Origin of the sequence: Sphingobacterium faecale (assembly GCF_016746095.1) — a bacterium.
In the GTDB taxonomy this organism is placed as follows: Bacteria; Bacteroidota; Bacteroidia; order Sphingobacteriales; family Sphingobacteriaceae; genus Sphingobacterium; species Sphingobacterium faecale.
The window spans coordinates 55,070-74,441 of sequence record NZ_JAERTY010000008.1 but is presented as its reverse complement, the minus strand read 5'-3'; the positions used below and the strand labels follow the sequence as shown (position 1 = coordinate 74,441).

Annotated in this window: 14 protein-coding genes; 5 read left to right on the top strand and 9 right to left on the bottom strand. The window is 39.4% G+C overall.

All coding sequences use genetic code 11. From position 1 onward, the window contains the following. Positions 1 to 8 precede the first annotated feature (8 nt). The 3 genes from JKG61_RS14070 to JKG61_RS14060 all read left to right on the top strand — a co-directional run bounded on the left by JKG61_RS14070 (position 9) and on the right by JKG61_RS14060 (position 3,909). Positions 9 to 866 carry a universal stress protein gene (locus tag JKG61_RS14070; protein WP_202103598.1) on the top strand — a complete coding sequence of 286 codons (858 nt, stop codon included), beginning with the start codon at positions 9 to 11 and terminating at the stop codon, positions 864 to 866. A gap of 177 nt (positions 867 to 1,043) precedes the next feature. Continuing rightward, positions 1,044 to 2,387, top strand: a complete 1,344-nt coding sequence (locus JKG61_RS14065) for an OmpA family protein (protein WP_202103597.1) — start codon at positions 1,044 to 1,046, stop codon at positions 2,385 to 2,387. A gap of 277 nt (positions 2,388 to 2,664) precedes the next feature. Continuing rightward, on the top strand, positions 2,665 to 3,909 hold the full coding sequence (locus JKG61_RS14060) for an OmpA family protein (RefSeq protein ID WP_202103596.1): 1,245 nt from the start codon (positions 2,665 to 2,667) through the stop codon (positions 3,907 to 3,909). Positions 3,910 to 3,953: 44 nt separating this feature from the next. On the opposite strand, the gene JKG61_RS14055 is transcribed toward JKG61_RS14060, so the two are convergent. Beyond that, positions 3,954 to 5,465: an amino acid permease gene (locus tag JKG61_RS14055; protein WP_202103595.1), complete on the bottom strand. Its 1,512-nt coding sequence runs from the start codon at positions 5,463 to 5,465 to the stop codon at positions 3,954 to 3,956. A gap of 218 nt (positions 5,466 to 5,683) precedes the next feature. Between JKG61_RS14055 and JKG61_RS14050 the strand changes: the two genes are divergently transcribed. Then, complete coding sequence (locus tag JKG61_RS14050) at positions 5,684 to 7,534, top strand: DEAD/DEAH box helicase (protein WP_202103594.1); 1,851 nt, start codon at positions 5,684 to 5,686, stop codon at positions 7,532 to 7,534. Between the two features lie 55 nt (positions 7,535 to 7,589). Here the strand turns inward: JKG61_RS14050 and JKG61_RS14045 are convergent, their stop codons facing one another. From JKG61_RS14045 to JKG61_RS14030, 4 genes are all read right to left on the bottom strand, one after another. Next, positions 7,590 to 8,192, bottom strand: a complete 603-nt coding sequence (locus tag JKG61_RS14045; RefSeq protein ID WP_202103593.1) for an HPP family protein — start codon at positions 8,190 to 8,192, stop codon at positions 7,590 to 7,592. A gap of 25 nt (positions 8,193 to 8,217) precedes the next feature. Next, complete coding sequence (gene rlmB, locus JKG61_RS14040; RefSeq protein WP_237249485.1) at positions 8,218 to 9,000, bottom strand: 23S rRNA (guanosine(2251)-2'-O)-methyltransferase RlmB; 783 nt, start codon at positions 8,998 to 9,000, stop codon at positions 8,218 to 8,220. Between the two features lie 88 nt (positions 9,001 to 9,088). Continuing rightward, entirely contained in the window at positions 9,089 to 10,867 is a 1,779-nt protein-coding gene (locus tag JKG61_RS14035) for a DNA polymerase III subunit gamma/tau (protein ID WP_202103592.1), read from the bottom strand. A 32-nt stretch (positions 10,868 to 10,899) separates the two neighbouring features. After that, positions 10,900 to 11,457 (bottom strand): hypothetical protein, encoded by a 558-nt coding sequence (locus JKG61_RS14030; protein WP_202103591.1) that lies wholly within the window; start codon positions 11,455 to 11,457, stop codon positions 10,900 to 10,902. A 305-nt stretch (positions 11,458 to 11,762) separates the two neighbouring features. Here JKG61_RS14030 and JKG61_RS14025 point away from each other — a divergent pair, with 305 nt between their 5' ends. Next, positions 11,763 to 12,956, top strand: a complete 1,194-nt coding sequence (locus JKG61_RS14025) for a hypothetical protein (RefSeq protein ID WP_202103590.1) — start codon at positions 11,763 to 11,765, stop codon at positions 12,954 to 12,956. 28 nt (positions 12,957 to 12,984) lie between these two features. On the opposite strand, the gene JKG61_RS14020 is transcribed toward JKG61_RS14025, so the two are convergent. From JKG61_RS14020 to JKG61_RS14005, 4 genes are all read right to left on the bottom strand, one after another. Continuing rightward, entirely contained in the window at positions 12,985 to 13,626 is a 642-nt protein-coding gene (locus JKG61_RS14020; protein WP_202103589.1) for a hypothetical protein, read from the bottom strand. A gap of 302 nt (positions 13,627 to 13,928) precedes the next feature. Further along, positions 13,929 to 14,348, bottom strand: a complete 420-nt coding sequence (locus JKG61_RS14015) for a hypothetical protein (RefSeq protein WP_202103588.1) — start codon at positions 14,346 to 14,348, stop codon at positions 13,929 to 13,931. A 448-nt stretch (positions 14,349 to 14,796) separates the two neighbouring features. Beyond that, positions 14,797 to 16,179 carry a hypothetical protein gene (locus JKG61_RS14010; RefSeq protein WP_202103587.1) on the bottom strand — a complete coding sequence of 461 codons (1,383 nt, stop codon included), beginning with the start codon at positions 16,177 to 16,179 and terminating at the stop codon, positions 14,797 to 14,799. Between the two features lie 83 nt (positions 16,180 to 16,262). Further along, positions 16,263 to 19,124, bottom strand: a complete 2,862-nt coding sequence (locus JKG61_RS14005) for a TonB-dependent receptor (RefSeq protein WP_202103586.1) — start codon at positions 19,122 to 19,124, stop codon at positions 16,263 to 16,265. Positions 19,125 to 19,372 lie beyond the last annotated feature (248 nt).

Below are 19,372 nucleotides of genomic sequence, written 5' to 3'. Positions count from 1 at the left end.
TAGACATCATGGCAAATAAATTACTTATTCCCGTTGATTTTTCACAATATTCCCAAAAGGCGATCGAATATGCCTGTCTGCTTTCTCGAACGGCTAAACATAGCCTTGTACTCATTCACGTATTTACAGATCATATTAACGTATATCGCAATTCTATCGAAAATACCGATCTCCTCGATCCTCGCGTGGCCGAAGCGAAGAACAGCATGGAGAAACTAATCTCAGATATCAAAGAAGAAAACCCCGAAATTCGAATCAGTAGTGTGTTCAGTAACGGCAATCTGTTTGAGGAAATAGAAAAAATCGCCAGCAAAGACAACTATGACGCCATAATCATGGGCACTAAAGGCTCTTCTGGGCTAGATTCCCTATTGATTGGCTCCAATATGTTTGATGTTTTCCAGAACACACAGACGCCCGTATTGGCTGTTCCGTATAGTGAAAAGGCTTACAGAGCCGAAAAGATTGGGTTATTATGTAACTTCAAAGATGGCGAGATTGATGTCCTCAAACAAGCCACCGCACTTTACAACCAAGACTTTGAACTTTTACTTATTCATATTAATACAGCAGACGAAAGTATTCAAGCACTAGACAGCAAATTTGCAGCTTTTATCGAACGTATCATTGACGAGACAGGTATCGACAACATCTCTTACACCATCAAAACCCAAGCATTTTTGATTCAATACAAAGAAGACATCTCTTCTGCCATTGATTCAGTTATTGCTGATGAGCTACTGGATGTGCTATTGGTAACCAAAAGCAAGAAAGGCTTTCTACGCAAGATTATTGAAGAGAATATTGTAAAGAGAATGGCTTACCAGATCCAGATCCCCAAATTCTTTGCAAAATCGAATATATAATATTTAAAGATGCTTGGTTCTGTCATATTCCCTCTACAGAACCAAGCTTTTTTCACTTTTCCTTATCCACTTTATTAATTTGGCAACACTTTTGCATCCGACCTTGTATATTCCATATTAGGTTACGTAGAGGGGTATTCTGATAATCTAACTGGAACTCAAATCAAAAAAAGTAATATGAAAATTAAAAATCTACGAAATCTATCTTTGGTTGTTGCTTTAGGCATGACATCCACAGCGACATTTGCCCAAATCGCAAACACAGCGACAATCGATGGCACTACTCCTCTAGGTTCCTCTGCGGATTATAGAACCTGGTCTATCGGAGTAAATGCAGGCGTATTAAATCAATCCAATATTTTCGGTTTTAACCGGAACGGCTTTGATAAGCTCAACCACAATGTGGGCTACAGTGCGTATATTAAAAAACACATTTCTCCCTCGTTCGGACTGAAAGCTCAGTACCTAGGTGGTAAAGTAGGGGGCGTTAATAAAGATGTAACGACAGGGGTCAACGAGTTTGAAACAAAAACACCTTGGTCTGCAGCCTTATCAGCAGAATGGACGTTGGCCAACACAAACTGGCGTTTTGTAAACAGTATTGTTAAACCTTATTTTGCAGTAGGTTTAGGAGCGTTAAATTTTGAAACGAAAACAATAAATGCCGACGGAAGCAGCCAAAAAAACGAAGCCACCACAAAACTTTATGTACCTGTTGATGCTGGTTTAAAATTCGCTATTGCTAAAGGCGTAAATCTCGACTTGGGCTATCAGTTAAATTGGGCCAACCAACGCTTCGATGGTTTCAATGGCGGACAATACAAAAATGACTTATTCTCTTACGCGCATGCTGGAGTTGAGTTTGCTATCGGCGGCAGGGAAAAACCGTTCTTGAACAACAGTAATCCTGTAGCAACACTGGTAAATGATGTAAACAAAAAATACGATGCTATAAAAGCAGAACGCGATGCATTAGTAGCTTCCAATAACAAACTACAGCTTCAGTTGGACGAAATTGCAGCTGACCTAAGAGATGACGATGGCGATGGAGTCCCTAACAAATTTGACAAATGCCCTAATACACCTTCTGGCGTAAAAGTTGACGGTTCTGGCTGTCCTCTTCCAGAAATGAAGAATGAAACCAAAGTAATCGAGAAAATCATCGTTACGGAGGAAGATAAAAAGGTTGTGGCAGAAGCAATCAAAAATCTAGAGTTTGATCTAGGCAAAGCAACAATCCGTTCGACCTCATTTGAATCATTAAACCGTGTTGCATCTTTATTGATCGAAAAGAATTTCAGCTTAAAATTGGCTGGCCACACCGACAACACAGGTTCTTTACAAACTAACCTACGTCTTTCTAAAGAGCGTGCCGAGTCGGTAAAAGCTTACTTAGTATCTAAAGGCGCTAATGCTTCCCGTATAGAAGCTGTAGGTTACGGTCCTAACCAACCTATTGCGACCAATGCAACAGCAGAAGGACGCCAACAAAACCGCCGGGTAGAATTCACCTTATTTTAATATAAAACAGTATATAACTATTCGTGGTCGGAAGAGCTTCTCTTCCGACTTTTTTTATTTTATAGAAATACAAAATTTGCGCCCATTTGACATTAAAAAGCTTATACAGGATATTATATCCCCTTCTTATATCTCCTTCCTTCTTAAGTTTTGAACACCAATTTCATGCCTATAAAAACAATTTTTCATTGGCAAATATTTTCCATATTTACAATATTTAATTGTATTTTTGACAAAAAATATTGACAAATCGGTTGTTTTTAATTTCGAAGTTATTATGAAAAAAAAACTTAATGTTCATTTGGGAGCCGTATTTCTATCGCTCTTAGCCACTTCTGCATTCGCACAGGAGAACCATTCAACCATAAGTGGCACGACGCCTCTTGGGCCAAGCTCACAATACAGAACCTGGTCGTTCGGCTTAAATGCTGGGGTATTGAGCAATTCCAACAAATTCGGTTTTGACGATGGCAATTTAGACCTCGGATATAGCGCCTATATCAAGAAACAGTTCACACCTTCCTTTGGAATCAAAGCTCAGTACCTAGGAGGTAAAATGGGGGGGGACATCAAAACAAAAATCCCTTGGTCTGCCGCATTATCGGGTGAGTTTACCATAGCAAATGTAAACTGGCGAATTTTCAACGCAAAAGTAAAACCTTATGCCGCTGCAGGAATAGGAACAGCACATTTTGAATATTCATTAACCAATAGCGAAGAGACACAAAACAAAATATTTGTCCCTGTCGATGCCGGCTTTAAGTTCGCCATTGCAAAAGGAATTAATTTGGATCTAGGTTATCAAATTAACTGGACAAACGAATATTTCGACGGTAAAAAAACGCCTAGCTTTAAATATGATGTATTTTCCTATTTACATGCGGGACTAGAATTCGCCATCGGAAACAAGTCAAAGCCAGCTATGTCAAACAGTAATCCAATAGCAACACTAATCCATGATTACACGCAAAAATATGATGAATTAAAAACAGAACGCGATGTACTAATACGTTCCAACCACGCAGCCATAGAGAAAGTTGAAAATTTGGAAAAAAGCTTAAAAGACGATGACAATGACGGAGTAGCCAACCTTTATGACAAATGTCCTAACACACCGGCCGGTGTCAAAGTGGACGGTTCGGGCTGCCCTTTACCAGAAGTGAAGCTCAATCAAAACGAACAAAAAACGGTTATTGAAGCCGTACGCAATTTAGAGTTCGACTTTTCAACATCCACCATCAGGTCTTCTTCATATCCTTATCTTGATCAGGTAGCTGCGCTACTACAAGAAAAGAGCTATAACCTAAAACTAGACGGTCACACAGACAATGTCGGAAGTCAGGAAATCAATAGCAGAATTTCAAAACAACGCGCAGAAGCTGTAAAAGATTACTTGGTTTCAAAAGGAATATCTCCATCACGTATTGAAACCACCGGATACGGATTTAAAAGACCACTAACGACCAACAACACTGAAAAAGGCCGCCAACAAAACCGCCGGGTAGAATTCACCTTATTTTAATAACAAGCCACATTAAATAAAAAAGAGGGCATATGCCCTCTTTTTTATTTCTTTTCAGATTCGATTTCTTTCCGCAAGACAGAATGTTTCTTTCCATACAGAAAATAAACCACCACACCGATCAACATCCAAATCCCCAAACGTTCCCAGCTTTCCAGCGGCAAAGAGGCCATCATCAGCACACAAACTATAATTCCTAAAATAGGGATCAGTGGCACTAAGGGAGTTTTAAACGGTCGATCTACATTTGGGCTACGCTTACGCAATACAATAACTCCAATACAGACCAGTGTAAATGCAAATAGAGTACCAATACTCACCATATGCCCTAGTTCGGCTACAGGCACAAAGCCCGCAAATAAACTAACAAACACCATAAAAATAACATTAGTCTTCCATGGTGTCTGTCTTTTAGAAAGGTCAGAAAATACCTTAGGCAATAACCCATCTTTGCTCATGGAGTAGAAAACACGGCTCTGCCCCAGCAACATCACTAAGATGACGGATGTGTATCCAGCAATAATAGTCACTATCATAGCTGTATTTAAGAACGTATACCCTGTTTTTGCAAAAGCGGTAGCAACCGGCTTAGCATCTCCTTTAAACTCCGAATAATGGGCCAGACCAGTCATCACATACGAGAATAGGACATATAACAAAGTACACAGCAACAACGACCCTATGATACCAATAGGCATTCCTTTTTTCGGATTGATAGCTTCCTGTGCCGCTGTGCTGACCGCATCAAACCCCACAAATGCAAAAAACAAAACCCCTGCTGCCCGCAGTACACCTGATATTCCAAAATGTCCAAAATACCCCTCTTTAAAAAAATCAAAAAAGCCAATCTGTCCGCTCTTTAATAGCTCCTCCCCTTCATTGACAGGAATAAAAGGTGTATGGTTTGCCGGATCGATAAACTGCCATCCCAATGCAATAAAAAGAATCACTACGGCCACTTTCAATACCACCAAAATATTATTAACAAACGATGATTCCTGCGTACCACGAATCAATAACAATGACAGGAGACACACAATAATAATAGCCGGCAAATTAACAATACCTCCCGTGAAAACAGTCCCATCTGCCAAATGATGTTCTACCCATGGCGAATACAGCAACTCGTTTGGCAGCGCCATACCAAATATCTTAAGCAATTCATTAAAATACTGCGACCAGCTCGCTGCAACAGTAGCGCCTGCTAAAGCGTATTCCAATACCAGATCCCAACCGATAATCCAAGCCATAAACTCCCCCATAGTAGCATAAGAATAGGTATAAGCACTACCTGCGACTGGTATCATCGAAGCAAATTCTGCATAGCAAAGTCCTGCAAATGCACAACCAACAGCTGCAATAATAAAAGAAAGCATGACGGCGGGTCCTGCATTTTCAGCAGCGGCTATTCCTGTCAAAGAAAATAATCCAGCTCCAATAATAGCACCTATGCCCAGGGCCACCAGCCCCGAGCTAGACAGCGTCCGCTTTAACGTCCCCTCTCCACTCTGCTCTGCTTCGGATACAAGCTTGGCTATTGATTTTTTGTACCACATAATTTAGTATAATTAGTTAAATGTTATCCAAACCTAAAAAAAAATGACTACATCTAATAAAAGAATATGCTTTTCTTACAAATTATTATCATCCAAGCCATTTGAACAAAAAAACATCATAATATTCACTATCAACTCCTTATAGTCTAGGATATGTAAAATAATAGTTGTACCTTTGCATCGCCTTAGGCAATAGTGCCTATTGTATAATTTATTTCATGAACCCATTTTTAGAACTGGGAATCCGTGAGGAAGTTGTTAATGCCATCTCAGAGTTAGGTTTCGAAAAGCCCTCTGAAATTCAGGAAAAAGCCATTCCTGTATTATTGACTGGCAACGACGATTTTGTCGGATTAGCCCAAACCGGCACAGGTAAGACAGCAGCATTCGGTCTTCCATTATTAGAGCAATTAGACTTTTCTCAAAAACAGCCTCAAGCTTTGATTCTTTGCCCAACCCGTGAGCTGTGTTTACAAATCTCTAAGGATTTAGAAAAATTTGCCAAATACATTGACAACGTACATATTGTTGCTGTATACGGAGGTGCAAACATCTCGGACCAATTACGTCAGATTAGACGTGGTGTGCAGATTGTAGTAGCGACCCCAGGTCGTATGTTGGATATCATCGGCAGAAATGCGATTGATTTTTCACAGGTAAAATATGTTGTATTGGACGAAGCCGACGAAATGTTAAACATGGGCTTCAAAGAAGACATCAACGACATCTTATCGGAAACTCCAGATGACAAAAAAACATGGTTGTTTTCAGCAACCATGCCAAAAGAAGTACGTCGTATAGCTCAAAACTATATGACAGATCCGGTAGAAATGACTGTCGGAACGAAAAACACAGGTAATGCAAACATTGATCATCAGTACTATCTGATTAGAGCTAAAGATAAATACGCGGCATTCAAGCGTATCGTGGATTCCAATCCTGAAATCTTCGGCATCGTATTCTGTCGTACTAAAATCGAGACACAAGAAATTGCTGAAGCTTTAATCAAAGACGGTTACAACGCAGATGCGCTCCATGGAGACTTGTCTCAGCAACAACGTGACAAAGTAATGAAGCGTTACCGTGACCGTAGCCTGCAGTTATTGATTGCTACAGACGTGGCGGCACGTGGTATAGATGTGAACAACATTACGCACGTTATCAATTTCTCGTTACCGGACGAAATCGAAAACTATACGCACCGTTCTGGTCGTACCGCTCGTGCTGGTAAAACAGGAATTTCAATTTCCTTGATCAACATCAAAGAGCAAAGTAAAATCCGTCAACTTGAAAAAGTAATCGGTAAAACATTTGAACGCAAACAGGTACCTCAAGGTCCAGAAGTTGTCGAAAAACAACTTTTAACGATCATTAATAAGGTTCAGAATGTAGAAGTCAATGAGGATCAAATCAATCCTTTCTTACCTCAGATCATGGAAGGTTTTGAATCGTTATCAAAAGAAGAGATTGTAAAAAGATTTGCATCTCTAGAGTTCAATAGATTCTTAGAGTATTACAATAATGCTCCTGATTTGAACATTGATGCCCGTGGTGATGGTAGAGAGAGTAGAGACGGTAGAGATCGTGGCGAACGTGGATCACGTACAGGATCAAAAGGATATACACGTCTATTCATGAACCTTGGAGCAGTAGACGAATTTTCTCGTGGAGACATGTTAGGATTTATCTGCAACAACGCTAAAATATCTGGAAAATCAATTGGTAAAATTGATATGAAGGGTGTATTTACCTTCTTCGAAGTTCAGGATGAGGAAGTAAACAAAGTCTTCGAAGGATTTAAAGCTGTTGATTTCAACGGACGTCAGGTACGTATTGAAGTCTCTGGAGATAGTGGTCGTTCCGATAGAGGAGGTCGTTCAAGAGGCGGAGATCGCGGTGGTGAGCGTCGTAATGGCGGTGGCTACAGTGGTGGCGAAAGAAGAGACCGTGGTGGTGATCGTCGTAGTAGTGGCGGTTACGGTGGCGGAAGAGGCGATCGCGGTGGAAACAGCGGTGGCGGTTTCCGAGACTTCTCTGGCAAACGTCGCGAATCGAAAAGTAAATACTAATCGTAAGATTCGAGCTAATAAAAAAGCGCTTCATCATTGATGAAGCGCTTTTTTATTAGCTATTAAATCGCTTTTTCAAGGACTCTCTCCGGGATCTCCTCAGGCGAGACCCTTTCACGGGATAATGTCTGTTTTTAGTAATGTTATTAAAAAACAAGGCAACGAGAAAGAGAATAAAGGCTCCGGTAAATACTGGACTCAACACATACCAATAGCCCAAAGAAGCGATCTTGGTACCTCCAGATACCGCAATCAAAGCAGTAGCTCCTCCTGGCGGATGTAACGTCCTCGTAATCTGCATAAAAACGATGGAAAAAGCGACAGCCAACGGAGCAGTGATCCATATAACATCAGGCATCAGCATGGCTACAGTCACACCAACCAATGCAGATACCACATGTCCCCCGATCAAATTTCGTGGTTGTGCCAATGGGCTTTGTATTGCGCCGTAAACCAGAACACTAGATGCTCCAAAAGACCCAATCAAAAAGACATTCTCCAGAGAAGGTAAATGAAGTGATTGGATAAAAGCTATAATCCCAATACCAACAAACGCACCTATAAAAGACCAGAAATGCTCACGATGATCGATCAATGTCTCCCGATACATGACATAACGGTATTTTCTGAACTGCCGCTCCAGCTTTCTCTTTAACATTTTCCTACTTTTACCTCTCCTTTCCCTAACTCTCTAAACCTCGTTGGCGTATAGCTTCATAAATCACTACAGCTGCAGACACCGATACATTTAACGAACCAATCTCACCGAACATAGGGATTTTTGCCAGTTTATCGGAGATACGGATCAGCTCATCCGACACGCCCACATCTTCAGCCCCCATAATGATACAGGTTGGCCCACTGTAATCCACGTCATATACCGACTCTTTTGTCTTTTCGGTACTCACCACCAACTGTATTCCCGATTCTATCAGAAAACGTCCCGTCTTACCCAAGGAATCCTCTCTACATACCGGAATTTTGTACAATGCTCCTGCCGAAGTCTTTATTGCATCTGGATTGATTTCGGCCGATCCCTTTTTAGGAACAATGATCGCATGTACACCTGCACATTCTGCGGTACGTGCTATCGCCCCCATATTACGGACATCGGTAACACCATCTAACATTAACAGTAAAGGAGTTTCTCCCCTTTCATAAATAGTTGGTAATAAATCTTCAATATGTTGATAGATGATAGGCGAAATAACCGCGATAACTCCCTGATGATTTTTTCTGGTAATCCTATTCAGTTTTTCAATAGGCACCTGTTGATAACTTAGGCCATGCTCTTTCAGCAACGACTTGAGTTCCAAGAAAAGACTCCCACTGATACCACGCTGTATAAAAAGCGACTCTATTTCTTTCCCACTGTCAATAGCTTCAATTACGGCACGGATACCGAAAACCATTTGATTACTTTCTCTTTTTTCGCCTCTATCGTGACGTTGGAAATTATGTTGCATGTATTAAATTATCTGAAGATGAGCTCGCAAAAGCTCGGTTAAAAACAAAAATTAAAAAGCCATTCAATTCTAACGGCAAGAATATTACTCAACTAAGTCCTAGATTAAAAGTCTTCCGCAGTACTTCTAGTGCTGGATTTTTGGAAGCCATGACCTGATATTTTTCCTGAGAGGTATAGGCCTTACGAATGACCACCTGCTCTAATTGTACCGTTTCTATATCCAAGGAGAAGTTTTTAAGTTCTGGACGCAGGTAGTTCAACATATCGATCTTGCCTTCTCTCAACTGATCACTCTGAATAGCATTCTCTACATCGATCTCAATAACATTGCCTTTCAGTCTTGGTGGATTGGCAGTCATTATGGTATAAATGGTGATCCGATTATTCGCTTTCATTTTCTCCGCCAGATCATTCCATTTAGCGATAAAAGAATTGAATGTCACTTCCCTGAATTCACTTCCCTGTATGAGATCATTCTCTTCTTCCTCCTCCTCATTCTTTTCCTCGAATACCGTATTCAAATTGGGGACAGCTACGGTTGATTTAAAACTTCCCCAACCTTTTCCAGAAGAGAAGCTTTTCTTTTCCTCGACAGGAGGTTTTGGAGCAGGAACACTCTGCTTAGGAACTTCTTCTTTAGGCACAACCGTCTTATTATCCACTGGCTGGGCGACAGGTGCTGCCGTCTGAGCAGGAGCTTTTACTGCGGACTCAGGTAGTTTTTTTTTTTGATCAACCTGAGTTGATACACCATTTATTCCAAGCTGTATTGCTGCAGCTATGTGGCACATCTTCAATAATGCCAATTCGACCTGAAGCCTTTGATTCTTACTGGTTTTATAGCTTATCTCACATTGATTGGCAATATTCAAGGCCGACAGCAGAAGGCCTGAACTCAAGGATGAAGATTGCTCAAGGTATCGCTTTTTAACATTCTCACTAACCTCCAACAGCTTTAATGTTTTAGGTTCTTTCGTGATCAACAGGTTTCTCAAGTGCCCTGACAGACCTGCAATAAAGTGCCCCCCATCAAACCCTCTATTTAGTACGTTGTCTAAAATTAATAATGACTCTGCAGCATCCTCTTTTTTTAGCGCTTCGACCAGATTGAAGTAATAATCATAGTCAAGAATATTCAGATTTTCAATAACGGCCTGATAGGTCAGGTTTCTATTCGAAAAACTCACAATCTGGTCAAACATAGACAATGCATCCCGGAGGCCACCATCCGCTTTCTGAGCGATGACGTGAAGGCCATCTATCTCAAACGCTATGTCTTCTTTTTTCGCTATTGATGCTAGATGATTGGACATATCTTCTACCCGGATACGGTTAAAGTCAAAAATCTGACAACGCGATAAAATCGTAGGTAGAATCTTATGCTTTTCTGTGGTCGCTAATATGAATATCGCATAGGAAGGCGGTTCTTCCAACGTCTTCAAAAAGGCATTGAACGCCGCTTGAGACAACATATGCACCTCATCAATAATATAAATCTTATATTTTCCCGTCTGAGGTGGTATACGTACCTGGTCGATCAGGCTACGAATATCGTCTACAGAGTTGTTCGACGCCGCATCCAACTCATGAATACTAAATGAAGCCCCTCCTGTAAAAGATTTACAGCTTTCACATTCGCCGCAGGCTTCGGTACTTGAAGAGATATCCTCGCAATTTATCGTCTTAGCCAATATCCGGGCACAGGTGGTCTTCCCTACTCCTCTAGGTCCACAGAACAAAAACGCTTGCGCCAGCTGATTACTATGAATCGCATTCTTTAGCGTATTTGTAATATGCAACTGTCCTACAACGGAGTCGAAGGTCGCTGGGCGATATTTACGGGCTGAAACAATGAAATTATCCATCCCTGCAAAGATATGGAATTAGAATCAAAAACCTATCTCCAAGGTTTGAAATTCGACACAATAGGTTTAGTTAGATCAAACTCCACCGAAAATAACCGATCCGATCCAATTCGTCGCAAATTGTAGGTAAATTTATGTCCATCAATAGTCACCCACCATACATTATAGGCTGCGTAATCGATAAGTTGCTCTGTCTCTTCGTCGGCTGGAAACATCTGCACATTCGGTGAGCCCTCATTAGGGGCGGTACCTCCATAAAAAGTCACCTTATCTGCTGTACCGTCTGGCTTTCTATGATCGTGCTTTAGTTCTACCCGATTATTACTCCAACTAAAAATCCAGGTGCGGGACTTGTCTTCACCAACATAAAAAGGAACCTTTACCTCGCGCTCCTCCCAGCTCATGACCTCCATCAGCAAGCGTTCTCCGGTAAAGCCATCCCCTTCCTTTCCTCCTGCTACGATAGTACCCTCATAATAATTGCCCAAATGTGGCTTGAAAGCTTGCATGAAAGCTTTGGAATTTGAAGTCTGCGCACTAGCCCAGCTTATCGTAATGCTTATCAGCAGAAATAAGATTCCCTTCTTCATAAAAAATAACATGGCCTTTACCATTCGTTTAAAATAGCTATCACCGCAATATAAGATACTTTTTCGACTTTATGTTTCTAACAGCTGAAAGACAAAATCCAGCTTTCACCTGTTTGATCATTTTGCCGTCATCTCGACCCCAGCGGAGAGATCTAACTACTTAGATTTTGCTGTCTTATCCTTCTTTCTAACTACCATGATATAGATTCTAGCTCTCAAGTCAAGGCAAAGCATTTTTTAAACTAATTCAGTGAAAAATATCGTTATTTTTTTTATTAACTTTATATTAAGTGAATGTTAATAAAATGAGAATTTGTATCCGATATATCCTCATACTCTTTATAGGTCTGACCTGTACAGCTCCGTTGTGGGGACAGCAATTGGATACCATCGACTTTTTTAAAAAACCGTTTGTTTTCGACAGATCTTATACTCCTCAGATTCAAATCCAGGGAAAAACCGACGAGCAGTCTATTTTACTCTTTTACAAGGACATTGAATCAAGGGAATATACACTGCTTATACAACAATTAACAGCGTTTAAAGTGGAGAATAATCTTAATGATTGGCTTTACTACCAACTTATCCGCCAGGTATCGGAGGCAATAAGCCCTAAAGCCGAGAACTACCACCGTTATACACTCTATAAATGGTACCTGATGAACAAATCGGGGTACGATGCCCGCCTAGCGGTTGGCGATGACCAAGTAATTTTCTATATCAAGAACAAAGAGGACATTTCAGACATTCCTTTCTTTGACATTGACGGCCAACAGTTTACCTGTCTTAATTATCACGATTATGGCAAACTGTTTAAACGCGTCGATACATACCATCCTGTAAACCTTAAAATTCCGGGCGCTGACCGTGACTTTAGCTATAAGATCGCGCAGATGCCCGACTTTAAAGAAGAATCCTACGCCGTTAAGAATGTCCACTTTCAATACAAAGATAAAGTATATGAATTTGACATTAAAGTCAACGACCATGTCGCGGATATATTCAAAAATTATCCGGGGGTAGACTTTGAAACCTATTTCAATATCCCACTTACCAAAGAGGCCTACCAATCGCTGATTCCCGTATTGAAAGAAAATACAAAAAAAATGACGACCAGAGACGGTGTCGATTACCTTATGCGCTTTACCCGCTATGCCTTTCTTTACGAAGACGATGATATTAACTTTGGAAAAGAAAAGCGGTTATCCCCTGAACAAACCCTGCTGAACAACTATAGTGATTGCGATGACCGCGCAGGACTATTTTTCTTCTTGGTCAAGGAGATCTATAACCTTCCGATGATTGCTATACTATATCCGACACACATCACCATGGCCGTACAGTTTGAAAAAAAAATTGGCAGTGCTATCAAATATGAAGGTCAGTATTTTTCCATCTGTGAACCTACTCCGCAAGGACAAAATTTAAATATTGGCGAACTAGCCGAGAAGTATAAGCACGAAAAGTACGAGATTGTGTATCACTACAGGCCAAAGTAAGTTTTCTTTGTCAATGATTTCTTTACTCTTAATCTAACTTCCCAAGATATACCGAGTCGGACATCTGCCCGGTATAACTATCTTCGAAGCCTATATACACATGCAGTCCCTTACCGCGACAATTAAGTAATCCTGACTGTAAGCGATACTCTCCTAAACGGGCGGGTGCGATAGCTACTCTCATGTCGGCCAACACTTCCACATTCACTATTACCACATTCAGTTTGACCCAGTCCTGTAGATTCTTCACATCGGGCGGTGTCCATGTGATATGCAGATGATCATCCATCAGTTGCATTTGTGCGTTCTCTGGTGTAAATAAAGTCCCTCTAAACGGTTTGAACAATTCTACTCTTACAAAAGGTTCATTGTTGTCACCAATAGCTATGCATTCTCTCCTCACATGAGATTGCGCTAGATTGGCTGCATTTTGTGTGGGGTGATCTATCAACAAATTCTTATATCCATACTTCACAATCGGAAACAGATAAGTCAGGAAATCATTGGTGACCTTAGTTTTCTTTCTATTCAGTAATTCCGCCTGACTCGGTGGAGTCGTCCGTGGTTTACGGGCACCACGTACTATATTCTGTCCGTTCAACACATAAGCGAACACGCTTCCAAACTTACCTCGAATCGGCCCATTCGGCCCATCATTTAGAATTGCCATAGCTTCAAATTTAGAGTTTACTGATTTAAAACAAGTTACTACTTCATTAACAACAAATTATCTGTTAAAATGTTTTTAACTTAGTTTTAACACAGCCTTAACATAGCTAATAGCTATGTTAAGGCTACGTAAACCCTATGTTAAGGTTATCTAATTAATAGTTTAACATATACATTTGTCCCTACAATGTGTTAACTACATCCCCCTATTATACCACAAAAAAGACTAACTCGAGGAGTTAGCCTTTTAAATCTATTTCTGATACAATTGTCCGACGCATTCAGATGACAAGAAATGCTCTTTTACTCTACACGTTTAAATTTTTCTCCACAACCTTCGATACAGTTATAATAAAGCGTTAGCTCATCCGCTTTTATTTCAAAAGATATTTCAGTTTCACATTTTTCAAGAACAATTTTATTCAGTCCATCATACATTTCTTTGACTTCAAAATTAGAACTTTCATTAGCACTACTGTACAGATTTATAAAACATAAATCACCATTCGTTGATTTTACCTGGCCGCCTTTGGTGAACTCTAATGTTTTTTTTCCTTCAATTTTTCTAAACTTGCCTGCTCCATTTCCAGGGTCTGCATACACCTCTGTCAATTTCCATTTACCAGCAAGCTCAAAAGGAGCTGTTGAAGTCTCATCTGACTTCTTACAAGAGTAGAATAATACTGTAATAATAACAGTAAATACTAGGGCACATCTTTTCATATGTATATAATTAATTGTAAGCTTTTGTCTTTCAATGACCATCTAGCAAGCTATCAGACTCATTGGATTTGATTAATATTTAACAACAAAACGTTATCTATCACTGCTCTGCTACAGCGATTTAAATATTTCAATATTATTTATATGTTAACCAAATATTAATAAATGGGATTATATACCTGACTGATGAACGAGCTATTTCATCTTTTCACCCAAACATCGACTCAAGCGGATAGAAAAGCTTCACCCAAAAGGTTATGATATTCAAGAAGGAGAAGAATCTAAATGACTAGCTATATGATCAACTTGTACGTCATGTATTGGCGGAATCATGTTTCCTATATTTTTATAAATCTAAATAGCTTAAAATATGATTACCTATACCATAACAAAATCGCCAACAACTATAAAAGTCATTGGCGATTGATATCATAGAAAAGTTAAAGTACTATTTCTTTCCGTAATTGGTATTTTGTGGATCCCAATTAGCCCAGCCTTTAGTCCAGTCTTCTGTTCCCATAGCTCCAGCAAAAGTAACTTTATCAAATCCAGCCTGTAAATCTGCTAAATCAAATTTTGCTTTTCCTAGTGCTGGTGAGCCAGTCTTCAATACTAAATTTGGTGTATTAAGGCTTGTGCTTGTAATACCTGCTGCATCGACATTCGCGACCATCGTATTACCCACATTACTCACAAAGGTCTCTAAATCCGCTACAGTTGCAAATGAAGTTACATCTTTCATGCTGTAATTAGCTTTATTGCCAAATACAATGTTGTTAGCCAATACCGAGCGTCCTTCTTTCAATTCTTTTGCCGGAAAATCGGTATTAAATTCTACAGCTGAAGTCGCTGCTCCAACAATGATAGAGTTTGCCAACACCATACGGCTGTTTTGTCCAAAGTGTACGCTAGCACCATGCTGCGTTTTAACATTTGCTCCGTTACCCGGACCGATAAATGTAAAGTTACTCAATACCGGACGAGAGTAAACATTTCCTACTACTCCACCTTTATTTTCTAATTCTATTCCCCTAGAAGTACCTGCAGCATCTGCTACCACAGGATCTTTAATAGATATACCGTATTGTAATTTCCCATTAAAACCTTGATCAAAGTCAAAGTCATCGTCTACTCCTCTATAAGCAATAAGATGAGTTGCATCTACGGAACCTCCGAAGAACTCGAAAGAGTCGTCGCCTCCATAAGACACCATAATGTGGTGAAGCTTAGTTCCTTTACCAACGCCACAAAGTGTAAGTCCATTAATCTCTTTATCCTGCTCAATAGCAATACCAGCGTACTCGATACGTGCATAAGTCAACTCACCTGAATTATCATTCAAATCAGGATTAGTTCCACCACCGTATTTAGCTACATCCTTTCCTAATACTCCACCTTCGTACTGTGCAGTACCATCAGCAGTATTAACCAAAGATTTACCACAAATGATCACCCCAGACCAATCTCCAATATTTTTGTTTCCGACACTTTGGTCTGAAGTAAACACAATTGGATTAGAAGCTGTACCATTCGCTTTAATTTTACCGCCCATTTCAACGATCAGCGCTGCTTTAGATGACTTTTCACCCATAATTACTGTTCCTGCCGGAATCTCAAGAGAACCACCTGGAAGTACACGGACATAACCGCGCAATAGATAGGTTTTGGATGCATCAAGCTTAACCGTTGTTTTAATCTCACCTTCGATGATTTCCTGTTTCTTTTCCGGCACTACAATGTCCGTGTTATCATTTTTAGAACAGGAGTAATTCAATGCGGCTGTAGACACCAATGCAGATACAGCTAAAATCGTGGATAATCTAAATTTCATCTTTTTATATTTTTGTAACATTCAATATTAACAGTCTTATATTAACTTAATTTTAAGCCTGCTTTAACTAATCATTATTTTACTTAAAACTTATAACTAAAAGAAAGTGAGAAACTTTGCCCATATCTAACGGAGTTTATCAGCTGATCTTTGTCAGCATTGTAGTTCTTACTTTTATCAAGATCTTGATAGAATATCGATGAAGCATTTAAAATATTCGAGGCATTTAGTTTAACCTCAGCTTTGCTTTTCAAGAATGATTTACTCACTTGTGCGTCTAATAAATTTCTTGGAGCTTCATAGATATCCGGATACTCCGCGAAGTAAGAATTCTCTTTATAGTGACCAAATCCTACAACATCAATACGACGTCCAATTCTATTGTACATCACATTCGCACCCCATCCTGAGGTAAATGATTGTTGTAGTCCTAAATTAATCAAGTAAGGAGATTGTCCCTGTAGATTTCTCTTTTTCTGGTTTACAGCCTGGATTTCTGCACTTGCATTGTTTAAATCCACTTCTGATTTGATATACGCAAGATTAGCATAGAAAAAAAGGTTTTTTAATTCCTCAGAAGCTGTGTTTATAAAGCTTAAGTTATGTCTAACTTCCAACTCTAGACCTGCTATATAGGCATCAGGTGCGTTAATATAAGTGATCGTTTTACTTGCCGGAGTAGATCCGGATTGAATCGTTTTCTCAATAGCTCCATTGAGCTTTTTATAAAAGGCAGATCCTGTCAACAACATCCCGGCAGCAGGATAGTATTCATAACGTAAGTCAAAGTTAGAAATTTTCGTACGTTGGAGTTCTGGATTACCGATTTCCATAGTCGTCGTAACAAAATTATAGAAACTGAAAGGTGCCAATTCTCTAAACTGAGCTCTTGCAACGGTATTGGAGTAACTGAATCGCAAATTTGTTTTTGGATTTAATTCATATGTTAGATTTACGGAAGGTAAAAAATCCAAATATGTATTGTCCACATTTTTAACAGATCCAGAAGACAATTTCTCAACGTAGTTTTCTAATCGAAGGCCAAGATTTGCTTTAAATCTATCCACCACTTTTCCGGAGATCATGGCATATCCTAAAGTCAGGTCTCCTGTTCCATTATAGCTGTTCGTCGGATTGGTTATGTCTTCAATATAGAATTTATTGACTGCGATATTTTCTGGAGCAAACAATGCCCCTTGATCCAACAAGAATAAGTCTTCAGGTGCTCCTCTATCAACATACCCCAATACTCGAGAATTGAATTTGCGATCTTTATATTGTTTACCGACACCTAACTTAACAGTCTGTTCCTCATTCATCAAACCTACAGGCAATGAATAATTAACTGCTGCATTGTAAATGTTCTCCCCTAGATTACTATAAAACCGTCCTGACGTAGAGGCTGTTGCAACCAAGGGAATATTGGCTTTAAAAGGAACAGATTCATCATCCTTATCCTCTATCAGTTTTTGGTAAGTTAACCTTCTCAAATCAGGCTGATCATTGGCGATACGGCTAAAAGACAGGTTCCAGTCCAAACGGGAATTGTGAAAATTGGTAAAAGCATACTCCCCATCTAACACAGAATTCAACATTCGCTTTTGATTTACTTCCTGCATCGATGCTTTACGAAAATAAACACCATCATAGTCTCCTTGGCGTTGCATATAGTCATCATCAAGAATTTGATTAAAAATATTCTTAAATGATAGTTTAAAATTTTCTTTGATGTAAGAAATATTTGCAAGCAGACCCAAGTTGGACGTGAATTCATAGTAATTATCCACGTAAGAGAAATACTGTCTAGCTTTCTCACCTTCCGTCACAGCTGCATCCACATCATTACGAATTTCTTCCTTAATCGTCTGCGCACTTCTATAATTGAGCGACGTTATAAAACCAATTTTACCACCATTTTTTAAACCATAAGAATTACCATATACTAGCCCTAGATTTTGTGAAGGTATAGCCCGTCCCAAATCATTAACACCCCAGGTATTTTTAAAACCTTTCGTCACTCCAACTTTCTCTGCTGCTGACAGCTCTGAATACTTTGCTGAAGTTGAAGGGAATCCGGCTGGTAATTTGTTGTCAGAATTAATAAATCCAACATAATTTCCTGCTACTTTATTACTCCCATAAAAAGGTTTAAATGTGGATATAGAATTGTATCCTGCACCTAGATTAAGTTCTAATGTCTTACCATTAGGAAAATCCTTTGTCTTTACCTGAATAGCCCCTCCACTAAAATCACCAGGAAGATCAGCGGTAGCGGTTTTACTAATCACAACATTATCTATCAAGGATGATGGGATGATGTCGAAAGAAAAAGCTTTACGATCTGGTTCAGTACTAGGCAGCGGACTGTTATTCAACAATGCTGTATTATACCGATCATTCAATCCACGTACTATAATAAACTTATCATCCTGCACTGAAGCTCCACTAATCCGTTTCAAAACTTCTCCTGTATTTTTATCCGGGGATTTTTTTATAACTTCTGCCGAAATACCATCAGAAATAGAAACACTATTTTTCTGTTGTGCATAGAGTGCATTGATAGATTCTTTTCTATAAGAACCTTTGATCACGACTTCATCTAACTCTTGAGAAGCTGCTTTAGCCAACACAATGTTCAAAGTTGTAATTTTCCCATTTTGAACTTCTACCTCCGCAATTTGCTTTTTAGCATACCCCATATAGCTAAACTCCATGACGTAAGTTCCTGGTGCGACCCCAGCAAGTGTATAATTACCACTTACATCAGAGCTTGTTTTCTTAACTGTCTCTAGAATAGAAATCGACACTCCGACCAGAGGCTCTCCGCTGTCTTCATTTTTGATAGATCCGGCAACTATCCCTGTCCCTTGTGCAAAAACAACCACGTTTATTATTATACCTAATAACAGTAAACTTGCCTTTTTAATGTTTAAATTTAGTTTCAACTTGAATTAATTTTAATTTAACACAAAAGTATAAGGAGCATATTAACTCAATATTACCGACAGATTACTTTTAGCTCAACCTATTGTTAACAAATCATTAACCAGGCTCCATTAGACAAAAAAATACCGCCCATACCCCTCGATAGCATGCGTTTTATTTCAGATACATTAATTTTTCTTTAAGACGAAATGGACTTAATCCTGTAATAATTTTATTAAGATTTTCTATTGTAATCAATTTCCGATAC

Coding starts and splice junctions, on each gene's coding strand:
- JKG61_RS14010 (WP_202103587.1), bottom strand. CDS start 16,179: ATGAAATTTAGATTATCCACGATTTTAGCTGTATCTGCATTGGTGTCT.
- rlmB (WP_237249485.1), bottom strand. CDS start 9,000: ATGCAACATAATTTCCAACGTCACGATAGAGGCGAAAAAAGAGAAAGT.
- JKG61_RS14045 (WP_202103593.1), bottom strand. CDS start 8,192: ATGTTAAAGAGAAAGCTGGAGCGGCAGTTCAGAAAATACCGTTATGTC.
- JKG61_RS14070 (WP_202103598.1), top strand. CDS start 9: ATGGCAAATAAATTACTTATTCCCGTTGATTTTTCACAATATTCCCAA.
- JKG61_RS14020 (WP_202103589.1), bottom strand. CDS start 13,626: ATGGCAATTCTAAATGATGGGCCGAATGGGCCGATTCGAGGTAAGTTT.
- JKG61_RS14025 (WP_202103590.1), top strand. CDS start 11,763: ATGAGAATTTGTATCCGATATATCCTCATACTCTTTATAGGTCTGACC.
- JKG61_RS14065 (WP_202103597.1), top strand. CDS start 1,044: ATGAAAATTAAAAATCTACGAAATCTATCTTTGGTTGTTGCTTTAGGC.
- JKG61_RS14015 (WP_202103588.1), bottom strand. CDS start 14,348: ATGAAAAGATGTGCCCTAGTATTTACTGTTATTATTACAGTATTATTC.
- JKG61_RS14035 (WP_202103592.1), bottom strand. CDS start 10,867: ATGGATAATTTCATTGTTTCAGCCCGTAAATATCGCCCAGCGACCTTC.
- JKG61_RS14050 (WP_202103594.1), top strand. CDS start 5,684: ATGAACCCATTTTTAGAACTGGGAATCCGTGAGGAAGTTGTTAATGCC.
- JKG61_RS14055 (WP_202103595.1), bottom strand. CDS start 5,465: ATGTGGTACAAAAAATCAATAGCCAAGCTTGTATCCGAAGCAGAGCAG.
- JKG61_RS14030 (WP_202103591.1), bottom strand. CDS start 11,457: ATGAAGAAGGGAATCTTATTTCTGCTGATAAGCATTACGATAAGCTGG.
- JKG61_RS14060 (WP_202103596.1), top strand. CDS start 2,665: ATGAAAAAAAAACTTAATGTTCATTTGGGAGCCGTATTTCTATCGCTC.